The sequence below is a fragment of the Komagataeibacter medellinensis NBRC 3288 genome, from assembly GCF_000182745.2.
Taxonomy (GTDB): Bacteria; Pseudomonadota; Alphaproteobacteria; order Acetobacterales; family Acetobacteraceae; genus Komagataeibacter; species Komagataeibacter medellinensis.
The window spans coordinates 1,742,651-1,760,321 of record NC_016027.1 but is presented as its reverse complement, the minus strand read 5'-3'; the positions used below and the strand labels follow the sequence as shown (position 1 = coordinate 1,760,321).

25 protein-coding genes are annotated in these 17,671 nt (G+C 62.4%); 3 read left to right on the top strand and 22 right to left on the bottom strand.

Annotation, left to right across the window (positions count from 1 at the left end; translation table 11 throughout):
• Positions 1 to 98: 98 nt before the first annotated feature.
• The 22 genes from GLX_RS08145 to GLX_RS19270 form a co-directional block, all read right to left on the bottom strand.
• The gene (locus GLX_RS08145; protein ID WP_014105510.1) at positions 99 to 410 is read right to left on the bottom strand and encodes a phage tail assembly protein; all 312 of its coding nucleotides are present in this window, start codon (positions 408 to 410) and stop codon (positions 99 to 101) included.
• A complete protein-coding gene (locus tag GLX_RS08140) occupies positions 407 to 784 on the bottom strand; it encodes a phage tail tube protein (protein WP_014105509.1) in 378 nt (125 codons plus the stop codon). The genes GLX_RS08145 and GLX_RS08140 overlap by 4 nt, the downstream gene beginning before the upstream one ends.
• Positions 785 to 793: 9 nt before the next feature.
• Positions 794 to 2,269: a phage tail sheath subtilisin-like domain-containing protein gene (locus GLX_RS08135; protein ID WP_014105508.1), complete on the bottom strand. Its 1,476-nt coding sequence runs from the start codon at positions 2,267 to 2,269 to the stop codon at positions 794 to 796.
• The gene (locus GLX_RS08130) at positions 2,266 to 2,517 is read right to left on the bottom strand and encodes a DUF2635 domain-containing protein (protein WP_014105507.1); all 252 of its coding nucleotides are present in this window, start codon (positions 2,515 to 2,517) and stop codon (positions 2,266 to 2,268) included. The genes GLX_RS08135 and GLX_RS08130 overlap by 4 nt, the downstream gene beginning before the upstream one ends.
• Positions 2,517 to 3,080, bottom strand: a complete 564-nt coding sequence (locus GLX_RS08125; protein ID WP_014105506.1) for a phage tail terminator protein — start codon at positions 3,078 to 3,080, stop codon at positions 2,517 to 2,519. Before GLX_RS08125 ends, GLX_RS08130 begins: the two co-directional genes overlap by 1 nt.
• A complete protein-coding gene (locus tag GLX_RS08120; protein WP_014105505.1) occupies positions 3,077 to 3,616 on the bottom strand; it encodes a hypothetical protein in 540 nt (179 codons plus the stop codon). Before GLX_RS08120 ends, GLX_RS08125 begins: the two co-directional genes overlap by 4 nt.
• Positions 3,603 to 4,004: a phage head completion protein gene (locus GLX_RS08115; protein ID WP_014105504.1), complete on the bottom strand. Its 402-nt coding sequence runs from the start codon at positions 4,002 to 4,004 to the stop codon at positions 3,603 to 3,605. Before GLX_RS08115 ends, GLX_RS08120 begins: the two co-directional genes overlap by 14 nt.
• Complete coding sequence (locus GLX_RS16525; protein ID WP_014105503.1) at positions 3,997 to 4,641, bottom strand: head-tail connector protein; 645 nt, start codon at positions 4,639 to 4,641, stop codon at positions 3,997 to 3,999. Before GLX_RS16525 ends, GLX_RS08115 begins: the two co-directional genes overlap by 8 nt.
• Positions 4,641 to 4,943, bottom strand: a complete 303-nt coding sequence (locus tag GLX_RS08105; RefSeq protein ID WP_014105502.1) for a hypothetical protein — start codon at positions 4,941 to 4,943, stop codon at positions 4,641 to 4,643. Before GLX_RS08105 ends, GLX_RS16525 begins: the two co-directional genes overlap by 1 nt.
• Before the next feature lie 41 nt (positions 4,944 to 4,984).
• Positions 4,985 to 6,523 (bottom strand): phage major capsid protein, encoded by a 1,539-nt coding sequence (locus GLX_RS16520; RefSeq protein ID WP_014105501.1) that lies wholly within the window; start codon positions 6,521 to 6,523, stop codon positions 4,985 to 4,987.
• Positions 6,524 to 6,564: 41 nt separating this feature from the next.
• Positions 6,565 to 7,263, bottom strand: coding sequence for an HK97 family phage prohead protease (locus GLX_RS08090; protein ID WP_014105500.1), 699 nt, complete (start codon positions 7,261 to 7,263; stop codon positions 6,565 to 6,567).
• A 2-nt stretch (positions 7,264 to 7,265) separates the two neighbouring features.
• Entirely contained in the window at positions 7,266 to 8,585 is a 1,320-nt protein-coding gene (locus GLX_RS08085; protein ID WP_014105499.1) for a phage portal protein, read from the bottom strand.
• A gap of 6 nt (positions 8,586 to 8,591) precedes the next feature.
• Positions 8,592 to 10,229, bottom strand: coding sequence for a terminase large subunit (locus GLX_RS08080; protein WP_014105498.1), 1,638 nt, complete (start codon positions 10,227 to 10,229; stop codon positions 8,592 to 8,594).
• Complete coding sequence (locus tag GLX_RS08075; protein WP_014105497.1) at positions 10,229 to 10,798, bottom strand: phage terminase small subunit P27 family; 570 nt, start codon at positions 10,796 to 10,798, stop codon at positions 10,229 to 10,231. Before GLX_RS08075 ends, GLX_RS08080 begins: the two co-directional genes overlap by 1 nt.
• A 20-nt stretch (positions 10,799 to 10,818) precedes the next feature.
• Entirely contained in the window at positions 10,819 to 11,457 is a 639-nt protein-coding gene (locus GLX_RS08070) for a helix-turn-helix domain-containing protein (protein WP_014105496.1), read from the bottom strand.
• Positions 11,457 to 11,759, bottom strand: a complete 303-nt coding sequence (locus GLX_RS08065; protein ID WP_014106060.1) for an HNH endonuclease — start codon at positions 11,757 to 11,759, stop codon at positions 11,457 to 11,459. The genes GLX_RS08070 and GLX_RS08065 overlap by 1 nt, the downstream gene beginning before the upstream one ends.
• A gap of 276 nt (positions 11,760 to 12,035) precedes the next feature.
• Positions 12,036 to 13,880: a hypothetical protein gene (locus GLX_RS08060; RefSeq protein ID WP_014105494.1), complete on the bottom strand. Its 1,845-nt coding sequence runs from the start codon at positions 13,878 to 13,880 to the stop codon at positions 12,036 to 12,038.
• The gene (locus tag GLX_RS08055; RefSeq protein WP_014105493.1) at positions 13,867 to 14,898 is read right to left on the bottom strand and encodes a DUF7146 domain-containing protein; all 1,032 of its coding nucleotides are present in this window, start codon (positions 14,896 to 14,898) and stop codon (positions 13,867 to 13,869) included. The genes GLX_RS08060 and GLX_RS08055 overlap by 14 nt, the downstream gene beginning before the upstream one ends.
• A complete protein-coding gene (locus GLX_RS08050; RefSeq protein WP_014105492.1) occupies positions 14,895 to 15,107 on the bottom strand; it encodes a hypothetical protein in 213 nt (70 codons plus the stop codon). Before GLX_RS08050 ends, GLX_RS08055 begins: the two co-directional genes overlap by 4 nt.
• Positions 15,104 to 15,457 (bottom strand): hypothetical protein, encoded by a 354-nt coding sequence (locus GLX_RS08045; RefSeq protein ID WP_014105491.1) that lies wholly within the window; start codon positions 15,455 to 15,457, stop codon positions 15,104 to 15,106. The genes GLX_RS08050 and GLX_RS08045 overlap by 4 nt, the downstream gene beginning before the upstream one ends.
• A gap of 159 nt (positions 15,458 to 15,616) precedes the next feature.
• Complete coding sequence (locus GLX_RS08040) at positions 15,617 to 15,913, bottom strand: hypothetical protein (RefSeq protein ID WP_014105490.1); 297 nt, start codon at positions 15,911 to 15,913, stop codon at positions 15,617 to 15,619.
• A complete protein-coding gene (locus GLX_RS19270) occupies positions 15,910 to 16,134 on the bottom strand; it encodes a carph-isopro domain-containing protein (protein ID WP_081477930.1) in 225 nt (74 codons plus the stop codon). The genes GLX_RS08040 and GLX_RS19270 overlap by 4 nt, the downstream gene beginning before the upstream one ends.
• Positions 16,135 to 16,225: 91 nt before the next feature.
• On the opposite strand from GLX_RS19270, the gene GLX_RS08035 reads away from it, so the two are divergent.
• The 3 genes from GLX_RS08035 (at position 16,226) to GLX_RS08025 (ending at position 17,509) form a co-directional block, all read left to right on the top strand.
• Positions 16,226 to 16,570 (top strand): helix-turn-helix domain-containing protein, encoded by a 345-nt coding sequence (locus tag GLX_RS08035; RefSeq protein ID WP_025437313.1) that lies wholly within the window; start codon positions 16,226 to 16,228, stop codon positions 16,568 to 16,570.
• Complete coding sequence (locus GLX_RS08030) at positions 16,567 to 17,016, top strand: hypothetical protein (RefSeq protein ID WP_014105489.1); 450 nt, start codon at positions 16,567 to 16,569, stop codon at positions 17,014 to 17,016. Before GLX_RS08035 ends, GLX_RS08030 begins: the two co-directional genes overlap by 4 nt.
• 115 nt (positions 17,017 to 17,131) lie before the next feature.
• Complete coding sequence (locus GLX_RS08025) at positions 17,132 to 17,509, top strand: hypothetical protein (RefSeq protein ID WP_041247278.1); 378 nt, start codon at positions 17,132 to 17,134, stop codon at positions 17,507 to 17,509.
• The last annotated feature ends 162 nt before the right edge of the window (positions 17,510 to 17,671 follow it).

Sequence of the window (17,671 nt, the reverse complement as noted above, 5' to 3'; positions counted from 1 at the left end):
CTGCCTGTCTATTTCCTCCAGCCACCAGACCATTTCCGAACCGGTCAGGCTGTGTGATTCCCGTGCTGACCAGCCCAGCCGCTGCGACAGGAGAACGGCTAGCTGCCGCCAGTCTCCTGGCCAGCCTCGATAAAAGACTGGAGGTAACGGGTTGCCTCATTGATCACGCTGATCGGGAAGTAGTCGCGGATATCGGCAAACGGTATTCCCGCGTTCTGCGAGACCAGCGTGAGCGAATACATGCGCAGGTCCACCGGGCCGATGGTGGCCCCCTTGAGGTGCTTTTCGGCATTGAGCACCTGGCCGCCGGTGGGTTCGCACAGGTCCAGCTGGGTGTAGCAGGCCCCTGATTTCGTGTTGATCGGGGTTTCAAGCTCGATGGTTTTTACCGGATCGGGCAGCTTGCTCATGATGTGGGGGTCTCCGTAACGCTCACGCCTTCAAACGTGACTTCCATTGTTGCTTCCCCGGTGCTGACCTCGACAGCCTCGGTGCACCACAGGCCCGAGCCGCCCACGGTCTTGTTCGTGGCAAGCTGGAGCTGCACTTCGGCGTCCGACATGTCGTTAAAGTCGCGGACCGTCATGCCGCCGGCATCACGGATCGACATGATGATGCGGCCCTGCTGGGGGTTTTCGGAATAGCCGTGGATGCCGTTCTGCCCCTTTAGGGTTTCACGGGTCCATCTGGCGGGGCTGTAGCGGCATTCGATGATGTCGTATGGCACGCCGTTGATGAAACCGGCACCAACGCCGGCGCGGCGCATGCCTGCTGAACTGGCCATTTTCGGTCCTTAACTCTTGCGGAACTGGATGAGCATGGGGATGTCGCGCACCTGGTTGACGACATCGATCGGCAGCAGCTCGCGCAGCTGGCCGCCGCCAGCGTTCTGCACGATGATGGCGGCTGCAAAATTGGCACTGTTCTGCACGTAACCTGCATCTTCCAGCGCTGCGTAGCGGCTGATCAGCGCCTGCTTGACCACGGGAGCATTGATGGCATTGGACCCGGCCGCGATGCGGGTTGTGTCGGACACCAGCTTCTTGGTCAGGTAGGGCGTCTGGAACTCGCGCAGGTCACGGATGACGTAGGCCAGCTGATTCATCGTCTCGCAATCGAGATAGGAATCATCGGGCATGCCGGCGGCATTTTCCTGATACGTGGTGATCAGGCGCAGGATGTAGACGGTGCTGTCATCACCGACCGAGAACACGGACAGGCCTTCATACAGGAGGCTGTTCTGTTCGGAGAACGTCCACTGGTTGGGCTGGGACGGCGGCAGAACCGTCAGCGCTACCTGGGTGATGGGGATGCCCGGATCGGCGCGCACCTTGACTGCCACGCCTGCCGTGATTTCTGCCGCCCAGCGCAGGGGCGAATGCGGGCTGTCTGCAATGGGCATGACGGTCAGGTGCTGGTCATTGACCGTGCCACCGAAGGTGGTCACTTCCCCCAGCGTGCCACGCACGGCGGAGAAGACATGCCCGAACAGCATCTGCAGCCACGACCATCGGCCGGTCTGGTCGTTCCAGAATTCCTTGATGGCGGCAAGGCTTGTGGCGTCCGTGTAGGGACAGCACACGAAATCGAACGTCCGGTTGCCGAGGTTGGCGAGTGCGGGCGTGATGGCGGCGGACGGGTTTTCACTGCCACCCGTGAACTGGGTGAAAGTGATGGTCAGGCCGTCGGACGTGTAATCCGAGGACGTATCGGACGTGCCGAGCAGGATGTCATTGCCGCACGCGCCAGCATTGAGCGCGGTCAGTGGCAGGGAGGCATCGGTGATGGTGCCGGCCGATACGGGGATGTTGGCGACCTGCGCCATGGCGGTGGGGATGCGGGCAAGGATATCGGCTGCGGCATCGCCCACGGCATAGGCGACCGGGACCAGTGCGCCGTCGATGAGGAACACGATGGTGCCCGAGCCGGTTGGCGTGCCGGATATGGCGATGGCGCCAGCGGCAGCCTGCGCTGCCGCATCATCATCGAGCGGAAGCACCCACAGCTCACCGAAGGTGTCGATGTTGCGATAGTGCGATACCGCAATGGCGGCCTGCGATCCGGCGCCGAACATGGTGACGGCGGCGGCCGGGCTGGGGATGATGACCGGCGTGCCGGCAGGTGCCGTGCCGGATTTCAGGCGCTGGGCGATGATGAGCGCGCGCAGCGCCACCGTTGCAGTATTGGCCTGGCTGGGGTCGATATCCGCAAACACGCCCGGGACGCGGTTCGTGGTGGGATAGTTGGGGAAGGTGATTGATTCGCTCACGACTTATCCTCCTGCGCGGGGGCCTGTGCCTTGGCAGCAGCCGGGGCTGCCGCCTCATCCTGCTTGGCGGTGGCCTGTGCGACGGGTGCGGGCGCATCCACTGCGGGTGGTGTTTTCGTGACATCGCCATCGCGCAGGCGGCGTGCCCAGAACGGATCGTAATCCGAGACGGTCAGGCCCTTTTCGGGAACTGGCGCGCGGGTGCGGGGGTCTTTTACCGTCCGCCCCTCGACCGGGTAGATTTTCATTATGTGCCTCCAGGCGAACCGAGCGTGAAGCCGAACGGCGTTTCCTTGCCGTTCTCGGGATCAGTCAATGTTGCCTCTATCCCTATGATGGGATCGGCCGGGGGCTGCCAGCCGTCCTGATCGGTAATCAGGATTTTCAAGGAGAAATCGAACTGCCAGTGCAACCGCTCCCGATCCATGTGCACGAGATGGCCGCCGGCATAGTTGAAACCCTGCGATGAATTGGCCCAGTCCGGTCGCCAGTTGAGGATGCAGCGGAACAGGTCGGCCCGGGCGAGATCAAGCAGGGAGGAGGCGAACTGGCCGCGCTGGTCGGCACGGTTGGGCAGGTCCACCACGATGCCGATGGTTTCGGTCACGTCCTGGTCCAGGCCGTTGCTGGAGAGGTTGTCCCCCGCTGCATCATCGAGCGAAATGACATAGGCGGCGGGGCGTTTGAGCCATGCCTTGTCCACCACCTGGGCCAGTTCGGCTGCACCGGCCGCACAGCGTTCGCCATTGGCATCGAGCGACAGGAACGTCGAACAGGCGCGGATCTGCATGATGACCGCATCGATATTCATGTCTTTACGCGCTCCATCACAATGTCCCTTACGGCGGCATCGGCCAGGCGGCGCTGGATGGAGGGCGCGCGCTGGGCCAGCGCGGTGGAAAGGAACTGGCGGGGTGCCAGAACGCGACCACTGGAGACGTAGAGCTGGCTGCGGCTGCGCTTGTTCCGGCTGCCCGCCTTGCCGCCCCTGGCGCCGGCTTCCAGAAACTTGGCGTAGAAGGCAGCGTCACGGATGGACTCGACATCGCGGGTCTTGCCCTTGAGCAGCCGGGCGCGGATCGAACGGGCGAGTGTGCCGGTGACATTGACCGGCGCCTGCCCGGGTGCTGATGCGCGGTGTTTGCCGGGACTGGTACCACCGCGGTATTTGATACTGCCGCCGCCGCCGTAATACAGACGGCCACCACCGACAGATGAGCGGATGAGCCTGCGGGCTGCGGTGGCGACTTCACGGCCTGCTATCTGGAGGTTCTTGCGCAGGTTCTTCTTTGAGAACTCGGGGGCGTAGGCGGATATCTCGATCTGAATGTTGCTATTCTGTGGCATCGATCTGGTTGTCCGTTCCCTGCTGTTCCAGCTCGCATTCGATGCACACGAACCGCTTGCGGCCACCGAGTTCCTTCCAGCGGCGCACGCGGAACTGTTCCCACCGCAGCGAGCCGTCATTGCGGCGTGTGGTGCGGAAAATGGCGTGGGTGTTGGGGATGGCATCCGTCCAGCGCATGAAGATGCGATGGGTGACGGCGGGGCTGTCGGTCTGCATGGTGCCCCAGTAGGTCATGGCGCCGACTGCCTGCACATCGGCCCGGACCTTTGCCATGCCATCGAACGACGTGACGATGCCCGTTCCGGTCTGGTCGGGCATCTGGTTGCGGCGCGCGATCAGGACCGGCCAGCGCAGGCGGCCCACGCGGATGCGTTCGTCTTCAGGCACCGAACCAGACCAGGCGGTAGTTGAAGAGCATGGCCTCGGCCCAGTCGGGCATGGCCTCCATGGTCATGTCGCCCCGGTTTTCATAGATGTAGGCGGTGAGCATGGCGATCGCGAGCCTGATGTCAGCGGGGATCTGTTTGTGGGTGTCGCCATAGCCTGCGGTGAAAGTGACCAGCAGGTGACGGCCGCGTAGCAGGCCGAACGATCCGGTCATGGAAAACCGGGCTGGCTCGGACGCGACATCGAGCCAGTAGTCGGTGGGGGAGAGAGTTTCGGTCGCGCCTTCCGGGTCGATGACCTGAATGCCGCCAAAAGTCTGGAACGGGGCGCGCAGCAGGCGGTACGGCCGTGGGTGCATGGGTGGCCATGAATAGGCCAGCGGCAGGACCAGCAGGGGCGACGGTGTCATGGGCCATGCGTTGGCGATGGGCTGGTCACCGATGGCCATGGTGTATTCTGTGGTGATGAGGGCGCGGCCGGTGAACTTTTCCACCCATGACGTTGCGGCACGGATGTAGGTGCGCAGCAGGTCGTCATCATCATCGTGGTCGATACGCAAGTGCCGCTTCGCAAAGCCAAGGGAAATGGCCTTGCGTTGCGGTGGCGTCTTGACCCGCAGGACAAGCGTGGTGGGCATCAGGCGCGGGCGCGCTTGGGGCTGGTGGGTTCAGCGAGGCCCTGGATGACGGATGCGCGCAGGCGGCGGTCCTGCATGATTCCATCCATCTGGATCTGCACGCGACGTTCGTCGTCTTCCTTTTCGTCCTTTGTGGGCTTGTAGGGGATAGCCCAGCCCTTGGCCTTGAGCTGCGTGGCGGTGATCGTGTCGAACCGGGCAACCTGCCCCTTCTGGTAACCTCGCCACCAGCGAACGAGGCGCACGACCTCGCCTGGATCTGCAGCTTTCTGGGCAATAGTTGTGGCACGGCGGAAATTCATGGTCTGATGTTCCTGTTAGGAATGGGGAGGGGTGGGCAGCGTTAGCTGCCCGTTGTGCCCGTCGTACCGCTGGATGACGTGCCCGACGTGGTCGTCCCATTGGTTGGGTTGGCGCTTTGCGCTGCGGAGCCGGACGTGTTGAGCGTCTGGGTGGTGAAGGGTGCACCAGCAGACATTCCGGTCCAGCCACCGGGCATCCAGGCATCCACGTCCGCCACAGCGATGGACTGCTGGTGCCGGGTCTGGATATCGTGTTCGCGGATGATGCGGAAAACAGTCTGGTCACGCTGGAAGGCCGAGACCATTTCGCCGTCAGTTCCCTTGTAGGCACCTTCGTAAGAGACCTCGATGTCGGCGGTATAGGCATCCCCGATCAGGATATCGGCCATGTCGACAAAGAAGATGTAACTGCCCTTGCCGTCGGTCTGGAGGTTCGTGGGTAGCTGCGTGGTGGTGTAATAATCGTAGCCGGACAGCTTCCCCGTGTTCATTTCATCACGGAAGAAATAGCCGCCGACTTCGTTGGTCAGGCCCTTGAGGAAGGCTTCCACCGCTGGGTGGAAAATCCACACGGGCTTGATCATGCGGCTGTTGCCGTTTTTCAGCGTCAGTTCACATGACTGGAGCGTATTGATTGCGCCGGTCAGGGTAGCTGCCCCACCTGCAACAACGCCACCGCCCATGTTCAGGATACCGATCGGGTCTTTCAGTGCGCCGGCACCCAGAAGGAATGCCAGATCCTCGCGCCGCGAGGCTGACGCGATCAGGTCGTCACGCACAATCTGGTCCACCGACATGGCTGCGCGGCGGATAAGATCGTTTGATACCGGGACAATGGTGGTCAGCTTCTTGGCATTGAACTGCAGGTCGTCGAAGGTTTCCTGACTGATGCCGATATCGTCCAGTTCATCCATGTAAGCAGACGTGGCACCCCCGGCCAGGCGCGGCACGGTCAGGTTGCCGGTTGCCATGTCGATGGTGCGGGCGCCGGCGCGGCGCACGACGGTGGCGGCACGGAGCAGCTCGATGAGGTCGGCCACGAACTGCTGGGGCACGAGCGCGCCGCCGGTGGTCTGGCCGCCGGCAGCGAGGGCACGCTCGACATCGGTGTTGCCCAGGCCTTCCTTGGCGTATTTGAGAGCGCTCTGGAAACCGTATTTCTTGGCGTGGCCAACGGTCAGCATGTAGTGGATGAACTGGCCGCCGGCTTTCAGCTGCTGCTTGAAGGGTACGCCGATGATGGTGCGCTGGACGTTCTGGCGCATGCCCATTTCCTGCTGGCCTTCGGGTTCTGCCGGATCGGTTGCCGCTGCGGCGTCGAGGTTGAGGACTTCCTCCACGCGGCCGATGCGGGTGTCGAGGTCTTCAATTGTGCGCTGGAGCGCGGTCAGGGCGTCCGTATCCGCCTTGTCTTCGGTCTGGGCGGTTTCGGGATCGACCGGGCTGCCATCCTCGGCGGCCTTGACGCGGGCGATGGCGCGTTCTTCCAGCCGTGCTACGGTATTGCGGTAATCATCCGCCGCCTTCTTGCGCTGGCGGCGGAGTTCCTTGAGGGATTCGAGATTGATTGGTGCGGGCATGTTCCGTCCTCTTGAGGGCGCGCCCGCACCCGTAGGGAAGATCAGGCCGGGAGCGCGAACCGTCTTGCCCGCGTAGCACGCAGGTGCGCATGCGCTACGGCGATACTGGTCGGGACCGGCTGTGTTCCGGGATTTTCAAGGCTTTTCCCACCGGCATCCGGCGCGGTGGCAGTGGGCGCGAGCAGGGCTTCGGGGTTGGCCGGCACGCTGACCACGGAGAACTCGGTCAGTTCCTGCCGTTTGAAATCGATGCCGGGGAACCAGCTGTCGCCGTCCCGTTCCTCGTCTTCCGTGAAATCCCATTCCAGAGGGCGGAAGCCGACACTGGTGGCGCGGATGAAGCCGGTCACGCCGGAGCGGAAGGCGTAATCCGCCCAGCTGCCCACGATGGGCATGTCACTGGGCTGGAACTGGACGGTAGCGTCCAGGCCGTTGCCGGCGCGGGAGATGTCGATTGCCTTGCCAATGACCAGGTCATGGTCATGGCCCCACAGCACGACGGGGTTCTGCAGGTAGGATTTCAGATCCCAGCCATCGGCCGAGATGACATCCTGCATGCGGTCCACGGCATCGGTGGTGATGGTGTAGCGCAGCTGGCGGCTGGTGTCGGCATCCTCTGCCACGTCCAGCTTCGTGATGAAGGAGCGCACGACGCGCAGGTCGGTCAGGCGGGATGCGCCGCCACGCTTGCGGCATTCCCATGCCATCTTGGCGAAGCGTGCGGGGGAGACGGTACGCATGGTCAGTTGTCCTCTGGTGCGGGTGCTGTCTGGGGTGTGACTTCGGGGGCGGTGTTGCCCGGTGCGCCGGTCGGTGGCGGGGAGGGCGGCTTGATGTCGCCGGTGTTGAGCGGGAAGCGGTGGACATCGCCGCCCTCGATCGGGGGCAGGCCTTCCCGGGCGCGGGCTTCATTGACCGACAGGATGCCAGTCTGGGTGCCGATGCTGTACGCCTCATACCGGGCTTTCTGGTTGCCGCGCAGCAGGCTGTCGAAATCGAAATACAGTTCGATGCCGGCGGCGATGTCATCCTCGAACAGAAGGCGTTCGCTGCCCATCTGTTCGATCTCGGTCGCTACCGGCTGGAGCGTATCATTGATATAGGCCTGTTCTTCGTTCTCGATGTCGGAGAACGTGCCGCCGACCAGATGCTGCACCTTGTGGGGTGGCACGCGGAAGATGCGGCAGATTTCCTCGACCGAGAACCGGCGGGACTCCAGGAACTGGGCTTCCTCATTGGTCAGGGTCATGCGCTCGTATGTCATGCCGGAGCCCAGCACCATTGGCTTGCTGGAGTTTTCCACGCCCTGGTAATGGTTGGCGACTTCATTGGCGATCTGGACCGCGCCTTCGGGTGAGAGGGGTTTGTCCGTGGAGAGCACGCCGCCGGTCTGGTTGCCCTGGCGGAACAGGATGGCGGCATGGCGCTGGGCGGCGATGGCAACGCCCATGACATCCTGCGCATAGGCGATGGGGGACAGGCCGACATATCCGCCATCCACCATCATGTCGCGGAAGTGGAGGATGTTTTCCTGATACCACAGCTGTCCCTGTCCGATCATGGGATGGGAGAAGCGGTAGAAGACGCGGCCCGTATCGGAGATGACGGGCGTGGTGACATCGGGCGAGAGCGGGATCAGGGATGTGGGCTCGCCACCATAGTTGCGCAGGATGGCGGCGTAGGCGTTGCCGCGCAGCTTGAGTGAGGTGGACAGATAGCGCCAGAACTGGCTGCGGGTCTGCCACGGGTTGGGTTTACGCAGGACCGTGAGCAACGGGTGGTCGGTGACGGCTGTGTAGCCACGATTGCCCGGCAGCTTGCGGCGCATGGTGAGCGACAGCTTGCCGATGTCTTGGCTGATGCAGTTGACGCAGCCGTAAACGGCCGAGGCCTGCAACGCGGTAAACGGGGTAACAGGCGTGCCGGTGCTGGCGGGGTAGCCGCCAAATGCCGCGAACATGCCCAGGCTGGGGATGGTTGTGGTGCCGACATCCTTGTTCACCGGCGCGGGCTTGCGTTCGGGGAAGGACAGTTTCGGTTCACGGCGGATAGCAGGAGGCATGTGCAGTCACCCTATGACGAGGATGCCGTTGATGTTCTGGACACCGACCGGCTTTTCAGGAGGTTTGAGGGTGGCGCCACCGTAGGCCATGATCGCGGCGACGATGCCATCGATCTTGCCCGATGCGCCCGTCTCGACCGATTTGTCAGGCTTTATGTTCCCGGCCGGGTCGGATGTGACGGAGATGTTGCGCGCCATCCATGATGCGACGGGGTTGCCGCCGTGCTGCATCTTGTGGCCGATGACCAGGCGCTCGAAGCCCTTGCAGGCGGGTGACATGGAAAGGTAGCCCTGCCGGAAATATTCGATGGGCAGGCCATCGGTATCCTTGAGGCGGTTGGGCATGTCGCCAGTGTTGAAGGGATCGATGCCGATCCATTCCGGCTGGAACAGCTTGGCGTCGTCATTGACCTGCTGGCGGATGAAGGCGTTGTCCACGATGGCGCCGGGCAGCAGGGTCAGCGCACCACTGTCTGCAAAGGACTGGAAGCGGGCGCGGCGGCCGGCCGGCTGGTCCTTCAGGGACTTCTTGGGAAGCCAGAAGCGCCAGATGAAGATGTAATCGCCATCGGGCTGGTCATCGAAGGGTGGGAAGCACCAGCACAGCGCGCTCCAGTCGCGCGCCTGGGACAGATCGATGCCGCCGAAACAGCGGCGCCCCCGCACATGGGCGGTCAGGTCCTGCCACCCGATGGGACCGGCGCAGGCCTTCCATTCAATGACGGGCAGCCAGCGGGTGACCTGTTCGGTCCACTGGTTGAGATGGAAGCGGCGGAAATCGTTTTCGGCGCGTGGGGAGCGGGCGGCCTTGGCGGCTTCCTCGCGCATGTAATCGGGCTTGGGCGATATGCCGTAATTCGGGTTGGCCTGGCGCCAGGTCTCTTCTTTGGTCCAGTCGTCGTTCTCACCGGCGGCGAAGATGACGACAAGCATGGTCGGATCGATCACGTCTCCCGACAGGATTTCCATGGCCAGTTCATGCTGTTCCCAGGCATAGCCCACGCCATTGATGCCGGCCGTGGTGATGTAGATTTCCAGCGGCTGGCGACGGGCGGCCGTTCCCTTGTGCACGACATCGGCCAGTTCACCGTCGCGCCATTCGTGGACTTCATCGCCAATGGCGAAGGTGGGGGAGAAACCGTGTTTGCCGCGCGGGCCCGATGAGAGCGGTTTGAATGAGGATGACAGGGCAGGGCAAAAGATCGATTTTTTCAGCAGCTCCAGACGGTTCGACAGGGCTTCGTTCATGGACACCATGACGGTGGCCTTGTTGAACACGATCTTGGCCTGGTCTTCGTCCACGGCCATGGAATAGCCCTGGCCGCCGAACTCCTGATCGACGAACATCAGGAGCAGTGCGAGGCCGGCGGCCAGTTCTGTCTTGCCGTTCTTGCGTGGCACCTCGATCCAGGCGGAACGGTACAGGCGTGTCCCGTCCTCGCGCTTCCAGCCGAACAGGGGGCGCACGATCCGGTCACGCTGCCAGTCCCGCAGATGGAATGGCTTGCCTGCCCATTCCCCTTCCGTGTGGCGCAGCATGGCGGGGAAGAACGCACAGGCGCGCTGGGCTGCAGCCTCATCCCACCAGGCGCCGAACTTCTCGGCACCCCGTGGCATGGGCGGAATGGGCAGCTGCTGGTCCATCAGTGGCGTGTGGTCGTCTGGTTAAAGAAATCCAGCGGATCAGATGGAACCGCAGGCGCATCGGGCATCCCCGTGCCCGTTGACTGGTCTGCATTGTTTTGCGCCCCTGCCAGCGGCAGGGAGGACTGTGTGCCTGCAGCCATGCGGGCAAGGATCTGCTGACGTGACGCTGGCGTGAGGCCGAAGCGGTCCTCCAGATCCTGCAGCCGCTTGGTCAGGCGCTCCTGCACCATGAAGTATGGCGAGATCCGCTGCATGGTGCCGTGGTTGCTTTCGGTGACATACACATGCCCCTGCTTGTCCAGCGCTGCTGTGACCTTCACGTAATCGGCCAGTGTCTCGCAATACCGCGCCAGTGCGTTGCGGTCGGACGTACGCACGATGCGGCTGTCTGACAGCCATCCTGCAACCTCCACCCAATACTTGCGACCTTTTGCGCGCATATGCTTGGGCGCGTCGATGCCGGCAACAGGAAGGGCATCGAGATTGATAGTTTTTCGGGCGCGTTTGCCGGGATTTCCCCGGGCTTCATTGATCGCGTCCGGTGTGGGTTTGCGTCCCCGGATCATGTCTGTCTCCAAAAAAAAGTTCAGGAATTTCGCGGCGGTGAGAGTTTTGAGGGGGTGCGGTCCACGCTTTTTTGGTCTGTGGTTTTGACCCCCCCTATCCCTGCGGGTGATCCAGGCAGGGAGCGGGAAGGTTCTGGCTGGACGGGATCGGCATCGAAGTCAGGGATGGGCAGGCCGGCGTCGCGCAGCTGGCGGTGCAGGCGGGTGATGGCGGCGCGCTTGGCACGGTATTCGCTGCGCGCCTGTTCGTATGTCAGGCGCGCTTCCTCCAGCCGGGTCAGCGCGGACTGGGTGCGGACGTTTGCCTGCTGTGCGACCAGACGGGCCGCGTCCAGTTCGGCTGTCAGCTGGTCCAGACGTTCGTCGCGCTGCGCCTGGGCGGTTGCCGCGTCGCGTGGGTCCATGCTGCTGGCGGTCATGAGCTTCCTCTGTGCAAGATCGGGACGGAGACGGTCAGGCGTGATGCCGAGCAGGCGGGAGACGGTCTCGACATGGTGGGTCGGCACGCGCTTCCACTGGCTAACTGCCTGTGGCGTGACGTTGCAGGCAGCGGCGATGCGTGAGCAGTCGCCCCAGTGACGGAACAGCCGCACGCCGCAGGGACGCCGCCAGAACGCCAGTGGACCACGCTGAGGCATGATGTGTGCGGCCGTGCGCATCAGTACGTCCGGCCGCCTTCACGGCGCGTCTTGCGGGAATGGCATTCCTTGGTCAGGGCCTGCCAGTTGGCTTCATCCCAGAACAGGTCGTAATCGCCACGATGGGGCTGGATGTGATCGACCTCGGTCGCGGGGCGCTGGCATTCGGGATCACCGCACTGGCAGACGGGGTGCTCCAGCAGGAACTGGCGGCGCGCACGCTGCCAGCGACGGCCATAGCCACGGGCGGATGCGGAGCCACGCTGGCTTTCACGGGATGCCTGCAGGTGAGCATGCGGGCGGAATGTGGTGACTGGGGACATGCTGGCCTCGATCCTGACGGTTAACTGCCGGTCACAAGAGGTCACAAGGGAAGTCACATAAAATACCTATATATATCAGTTAGTTATATAGTTATGTGACTATGTGACTAATGTGACCACTATTTTGAGTGCAAAAGAGACAAGGGCCGCGAAACTCCAATACGTATGGAGAAATGCGGTCACATTGGTCACATGGTTACAGACCTGAAAATGCTAAACTTTCTTGTCACAAGAAAGTCACAGCCGGTCACAAGGGGCGCATGTCGTGCCCTGATATTACTCATCTTCATCATAATCGAAACCCAGTTCTTCCGCAGAAACCCACAAATACTTGCCTGGAGGCGTCTGCCCAATGCGGACGTTGGTTTTGGAGCGCCTGGCGCTTTCCAGCCTCATGACCTCGTAAACCCAGCGATTGCCCTCGAACGGCGTGCCGTTGAACAGATCCTTGAGCATGGAATTGTTGGGCGCGAACCAGATGCCGTTGCCCAGTGCCAGACGCGGCGCGTCACGCCCGCGCTTGTCTTTCGGCTCATCGGCGCGGATGACACGGATGCCGTGCTGCGCCAGCACCTCGCCAGCCACGCCGCGCGAGAAATCGGGGCCATCCGCCTCGACCGCCAGCTTGCGTGTCAGCACGCGCTCGATCAGTTCACCGATGCTTTTGCGCTCGGTAGAGCGTTGCAGCTGGACGGTGGTGGACAGCAGGTGGCTGACCATCTGCATGGGCGCATCCTGTGCGACCACGTCCTCACGGTCGCGGATGAAGTCGCGCACGGCTTCCACGCCGCCGGCTGCCTGCTTTTCGTTCGGCAGGCCGTCCGATGTCAGGATGAACCAGCCCGCCAGCAGCGCGCCCAGCTGATCCATCTCACGCGGGGCACAGCCGATGGCCGCAAGCGCGCGACGGTAGATGGCGAGACTGTCGCGGTAGCGTGTCCAGCCAGCCAGCGCGCGGCCCCAAAGTGCTGCGCCGTGCTTCTGCGCCCACTGGGCGAGTTCCTTGTGCTCGGTGCTGTAGTCTGCCCCTTCATCAGGCCGCACCAGGTCAATGATGGTGAAGCGGCCAAGATGCTGTGACTTCATGTCTGGCGGCGAGATGGAGGCCATGATGATGCTGCCGGCAACCTCGATCTTGCGGGCCCTGCCATCCACGCCGCCACGGCTGCCGCGCGTTCCTTCGCCACCCGATGCCGAGAGCACGAGATCGAGCAGGGCGCGGGCGCCGCGCTGGTCTTCACGGTCGGATGCCTCGTCAATGAAGCTGGGCATGGCGCGGCCATCGAGCGACTGCTCCAGGCCGGCCTTTGACGTGTCGTTCGTGTAGAAGTTCATGGGGCTGGCGCCGCGCAGCACGGTCAGCAGCGAGGACTTGCCCGAACCTGCGCCACCGATCAGGAATCCGGCAGGACGCCACGGGATGGCCGCACCATAATAGGCACAGCTCAGCAGCCCCATGGCCATGATGGCGCCACCGGCACAGCGGTAGTTCCACAGTTCCTGCAGCTGATGCTGGAGCGTACGCCCGATATCCGGGCCGCAGGGCTGCGCCGGGCGTGAAGCTGGTGGCGCTGCCGCCCAGATCTGGTTGCCGGTGCGCGTGCCAGCGGGTTCCAGCCGGTCACCGATCAGCACCTGATCGCCACAATGCACCACCGGCATGCCATCGCGCTCGGCCCAGATGCCGGGACGGCGGATGAGGATATGATCGCCAAACAGGCCGGCAGCCGTGCAGCCGGCCTGCAGGAATGCCGCAACGGAATTGATGCGGAAATCGACAATCCGTTCCTCGGTCGTGTCCTGTCCGTTCGAATCCTTGATCTTGCACTGGGCTTTCTTGGGGAACTCGGCCCGCAGCCAGTCATCGTGGCCGCCGAACAGGCCGACAAGGTCGTGCCGATTACCGATCTGGCGCGCGGACAGGCTGCGGAGCTGGCCCACGCTGTCCAGCAGGTAATAGGTGCCATCGAGATGGCCAATGGGTGTGACGGGGCAATGACCGGGATCGGTATCGCCTTCGGGCGGACCACCGCCACGCCTGCCGCCGTCAATGACCTGAAACTGCCGGTCGGCCGAGAGAACGGCGGCGCGGACATCATGCAAGGAGTCAGGTGATGGCATCGTTAAAATCCTTGCCTTTTGGCGAGCGGGCGACGCGAACCTCACGCCCCGCTGCCAGATGGAAATCGATTGCCCGGCGCAGGCCACGCTGCGCCTGGGGATTTGTGTCGTTATCGGCCAGCAGGATCACGCTGCGGATCTGCTCCGGCAGCTGCACGCTGGCCATGTTTCCGAGGCTGGCGGCTGCCAGCACACGCATCTCCGGGCAGGCGAGGGCGACGGACAGGCATGTCTCGATGCCTTCCCCGATTGCGACCGTCTCGCCTGCCGGTGAATCCTTGAGTGACTTGCCAGAGGCGCCGCGCTGGAGGCGGATCGATCCGCCCAGGAACGCGCCCATGATCTTCTTGCTGGCATTGAGCCGCGCCTTGCGCCACACGCCACCGTCATCCTGCGCCAGCCATGTCTGGTGCGTGGCGATATGCGCGCCGGTGCCATCGGTTATGGCCGCCAGCATGGCGGGCAGCGGACCACGCACCTCATGACAGTAATGTTCCGGCGAAAAGCGCAGGGCGCGCGGCACGGATGCAAGGCTGGCCAGCTGGATGCCACGCCCGGCCAGATACAGATCGACTGGCGTGCCGATCACGTCATGCCGCGCACCAAGCCACATGGCGCGGGCACGTTTCTGGCGCTTTTCTGCCGTTTCATCTGGCGTAGCATCGGCCTTTTGCGCGATCTGCCGCCGGTGTTCTTCCACGCGTCCCATGTCGCGCAGGCCAAGGTGATTGACGGCCCAGCGGTATGCCTCTTTCAGGTCGCCTGCCGTCATGACGGCGGCGACCAGGTCCAGCGCGTCGCCGGTCTCGCCAGTCGAGAAATCGGCCCATTTGCCTGCCTTGTCGCCATGCAGGTGCACGGCCATGGACCGACCGGCCTCACCGGCGACCGAGCCACATACCCATTCGGCACCCTGCCGCGTGCCGCCGGGCAGCAGCGTTTGCGCAAGGGCATGCATATTGTGCGCTAGCATGCGCGAGACCTCACGCGCATCGGGCAGGGTGGGGCCGGCGTTCACAGCCGGTCGATCCACTGCTGTATGGTGGCCTTGCGGCGCTGCTGCCGGGCCATGATGCGGCGGACGCGGCGGTTGGTTGCCTCGATCCGGTGCTGCATGACCTTGATGCGCAGCACATGCAGCCGGATGCGGCCGCCCTGCACCACCACCACGATCCATTCATAACAGGCAGCACCGAACCGGATCACGGCAACCCACAGGCGGATCATGGTACGCCTCCATCATCCTGAATCGCCGCCATGATCAGTTCCATTTCATGCGCCAGCTGGTCGTGGCGCTGCTGGAGCAGCTGGCGGTGGCGGGCACGCACCAGTTCCCATTCATCGGCCGAGACGCGGCGGATTTCGTGGTGCCAGCAGGCACGCACGCGGCGTTCGGTCAGGCCGAACAGCCGCGCTACCTGGCCAAACGCTGCCTTGAGCCCATGGGCACGGCGGCTTTCGACTTCGGCACAGACCGCAGTCTGGAACTGTTCGGACAGGGTGCTACCGGACATGGGGCGTGCCTGCATGCTGGCCTTGGGTGAAATACCCGCGCGCGTGGGTGAAATACCCAACATCTTGGGTGTCCTCTCTGTCAGTCTCCACAATGTTGGTGACGGAGAGACTTGCAGAGAGGGAGGACACAAACGACACGCCAGAGGGTGCGCGACGGACTGGGGAGACCGTTCGCGCACCCGGCGTCATTTTACCGATGCGAGGCATGCCGCAGTTCATGGTCAGCCGATTTCGTTCCGGCGCGCGAGTTCCACGTGCTCGAACCCGCAGACGGTCGAATCTTCACTGACCCGGACCAGGGCAACGCCGTCGCCCGTTATTATGTAGGTGGTAGGCGGACAGTCCGAACGACGGCGCAGCCACTGCACTTCCTGCAGCTTTTCATTGAGTTCCTTGACCTTGGCCAGCGCCAGATCGGCCCGACCTTTTGCGATCAGGCTTTCGGCATTCCGAATTCTTTCCTGCACGGGAACGGCACGCCCCATAGTGCATTCACCAGCGTCTTGGTTTTTGTTCATGCTGCAGCTCCATCAGCTTGCGTTGCTTGGGGAAGGGGATCGCGAAAGACATCGGGACACACATCGGCGGGCTGGAGCCCGGCCATCGCCGCTATATCGACAGCGTATTTGGCAGGCACACCACGCCTGACCCACAAGGAGACAGTGGAATGGTGCAATCCCAGAATGGACGCGACCTTGGTGACGCCACCGGCCCGTCGGATGATCTCCCGTGTGCTCATGGGCTGGATGTTGCAAAAAACAACATGAGTGGTCAAGCTTCATGTTGCTAGAAACATCCCCGCCTTTTCCCGCTGCTTCAAAATGAACCACATGAGCGAGCAGCAAACGATCGGCACACGAATAAGAACGTTGCGCGAACAGGCACAAATGGACCAAGCTGTCTTGGCAGAGGCAGTTGGAACAGCCCGGACGCATTTGACCAACATCGAACGCGGTCGGGCCAAACCAGGAAGGGACCTGATGTTGGCTATTGCTCGCTATTTTGATGTGTCGGTCGATTGGCTTGCCAACGGGACAGGCGAACGCTGTCTTGTTGACCCGATGACCCCAAAAGAAGCGCTTTTGTTACAGGCGTTTAGGGAGCTTCCAGAGCATGAGGCAGACCTGCATCTGCAGCTGATCATGTCGCGTTCGACAGCAGGAAAAAACTCATGACCAAGCATAAGGGCGCTCTGGCGCTCTTTTTTATGCTCGCCTTCCAGGTGATGCCATCTCATGCGGCCGCACTGCCAGACGAATATATGAAAGTGACGATTTCAGGCGGCAGGCACCCGGTTATAGACATCGCAACTAACCTGCCGGAAAACATGGATGTTTCTGTCGATATAAACCCTGTAGGCGGCGGCTTTGACGCTGGTGATATCTATCAGGTTCATAATGGGCATGTGCATGTCGGACCGCTTTCGGATAATGGGGCGGATGTTCTGGTTGGTCCCTACAATCTGCTGATCACCAGCACGGTTTCCCAATTCCAGAATGACCCGAAGGTGCAGCAGCTGCTGGGCGACAACGGCCAGAACCTTAATGGTCCCGACGTCAAGGAATCGGCGATGGGGCTGGGCCGGGTAATCGATATTCGCAGGACTTTTACGGTCAACTGACCCGCTTCGTGATGCCGCACCGTTGTGTCATGTTGCATTTATAAACATTTTCGCTTGACCTCTCATGTTGCAATAAGCAACATCCCCTCATCGTCACCAGCGATGGAGGAAGACCGTGCACAATATTTTGCGCGGATGCCCGATCAAACCGATCGGCATGCGGACAGATGGCACTTACGTTTTTAATGATTATTCCGGGCAGACGAAGGCCCTTACGCGCGGCCAGCTGGCCTGCCGCGACCGCTTCGTGGATCTGTTTGGCGGCGACGACACATGGCTGCGCCATCATTTCCCAGTGCAGCTGTGTAAAGATGGGCAATGCATCACTGCGGACTATTCGCACCAGAATGCGCTGATGTTCATGATGGGCGCATGCCAATGGGCTGACGTCGAATATCGTGATGCAGTTGCCCGGGGCCTGGCGAGAATGGCGCCTTTGGTCGGGACTATAACCGGTCGGTTTAGGGTCACTGGACCCGGGCATCGTGGTTAGGATGCCTGCGCCACCGCGGCCAAAGCCGTCCTCCAGGCCATTACAAGGCGAGAGTTTCAGCCCTGCTGCTATTCTGTTGCTTGCCGTTTCTTATGCTGCGCTCATTGCTTTAGGCGCGTGGCTGGGCAGCGGTTTTATTATCGAAACACCTGAGCAGCACAG

What these genes read in the sequence shown, in the direction of transcription:
- GLX_RS08145 (WP_014105510.1), bottom strand. Translation starts at nt 410, where the DNA reads ATGAGCAAGCTGCCCGATCCGGTAAAAACCATCGAGCTTGAAACCCCG.
- GLX_RS08140 (WP_014105509.1), bottom strand. Translation starts at nt 784, where the DNA reads ATGGCCAGTTCAGCAGGCATGCGCCGCGCCGGCGTTGGTGCCGGTTTC.
- GLX_RS08130 (WP_014105507.1), bottom strand. Translation starts at nt 2,517, where the DNA reads ATGAAAATCTACCCGGTCGAGGGGCGGACGGTAAAAGACCCCCGCACC.
- GLX_RS08125 (WP_014105506.1), bottom strand. Translation starts at nt 3,080, where the DNA reads ATGAATATCGATGCGGTCATCATGCAGATCCGCGCCTGTTCGACGTTC.
- GLX_RS08120 (WP_014105505.1), bottom strand. Translation starts at nt 3,616, where the DNA reads ATGCCACAGAATAGCAACATTCAGATCGAGATATCCGCCTACGCCCCC.
- GLX_RS16525 (WP_014105503.1), bottom strand. Translation starts at nt 4,641, where the DNA reads ATGCCCACCACGCTTGTCCTGCGGGTCAAGACGCCACCGCAACGCAAG.
- GLX_RS08105 (WP_014105502.1), bottom strand. Translation starts at nt 4,943, where the DNA reads ATGAATTTCCGCCGTGCCACAACTATTGCCCAGAAAGCTGCAGATCCA.
- GLX_RS16520 (WP_014105501.1), bottom strand. Translation starts at nt 6,523, where the DNA reads ATGCCCGCACCAATCAATCTCGAATCCCTCAAGGAACTCCGCCGCCAG.
- GLX_RS08090 (WP_014105500.1), bottom strand. Translation starts at nt 7,263, where the DNA reads ATGCGTACCGTCTCCCCCGCACGCTTCGCCAAGATGGCATGGGAATGC.
- GLX_RS08085 (WP_014105499.1), bottom strand. Translation starts at nt 8,585, where the DNA reads ATGCCTCCTGCTATCCGCCGTGAACCGAAACTGTCCTTCCCCGAACGC.
- GLX_RS08080 (WP_014105498.1), bottom strand. Translation starts at nt 10,229, where the DNA reads ATGGACCAGCAGCTGCCCATTCCGCCCATGCCACGGGGTGCCGAGAAG.
- GLX_RS08075 (WP_014105497.1), bottom strand. Translation starts at nt 10,798, where the DNA reads ATGATCCGGGGACGCAAACCCACACCGGACGCGATCAATGAAGCCCGG.
- GLX_RS08070 (WP_014105496.1), bottom strand. Translation starts at nt 11,457, where the DNA reads ATGCGCACGGCCGCACACATCATGCCTCAGCGTGGTCCACTGGCGTTC.
- GLX_RS08065 (WP_014106060.1), bottom strand. Translation starts at nt 11,759, where the DNA reads ATGTCCCCAGTCACCACATTCCGCCCGCATGCTCACCTGCAGGCATCC.
- GLX_RS08060 (WP_014105494.1), bottom strand. Translation starts at nt 13,880, where the DNA reads ATGCCATCACCTGACTCCTTGCATGATGTCCGCGCCGCCGTTCTCTCG.
- GLX_RS08050 (WP_014105492.1), bottom strand. Translation starts at nt 15,107, where the DNA reads ATGATCCGCCTGTGGGTTGCCGTGATCCGGTTCGGTGCTGCCTGTTAT.
- GLX_RS08045 (WP_014105491.1), bottom strand. Translation starts at nt 15,457, where the DNA reads ATGTTGGGTATTTCACCCACGCGCGCGGGTATTTCACCCAAGGCCAGC.
- GLX_RS08040 (WP_014105490.1), bottom strand. Translation starts at nt 15,913, where the DNA reads ATGAACAAAAACCAAGACGCTGGTGAATGCACTATGGGGCGTGCCGTT.
- GLX_RS19270 (WP_081477930.1), bottom strand. Translation starts at nt 16,134, where the DNA reads ATGAGCACACGGGAGATCATCCGACGGGCCGGTGGCGTCACCAAGGTC.
- GLX_RS08035 (WP_025437313.1), top strand. Translation starts at nt 16,226, where the DNA reads ATGAGCGAGCAGCAAACGATCGGCACACGAATAAGAACGTTGCGCGAA.
- GLX_RS08030 (WP_014105489.1), top strand. Translation starts at nt 16,567, where the DNA reads ATGACCAAGCATAAGGGCGCTCTGGCGCTCTTTTTTATGCTCGCCTTC.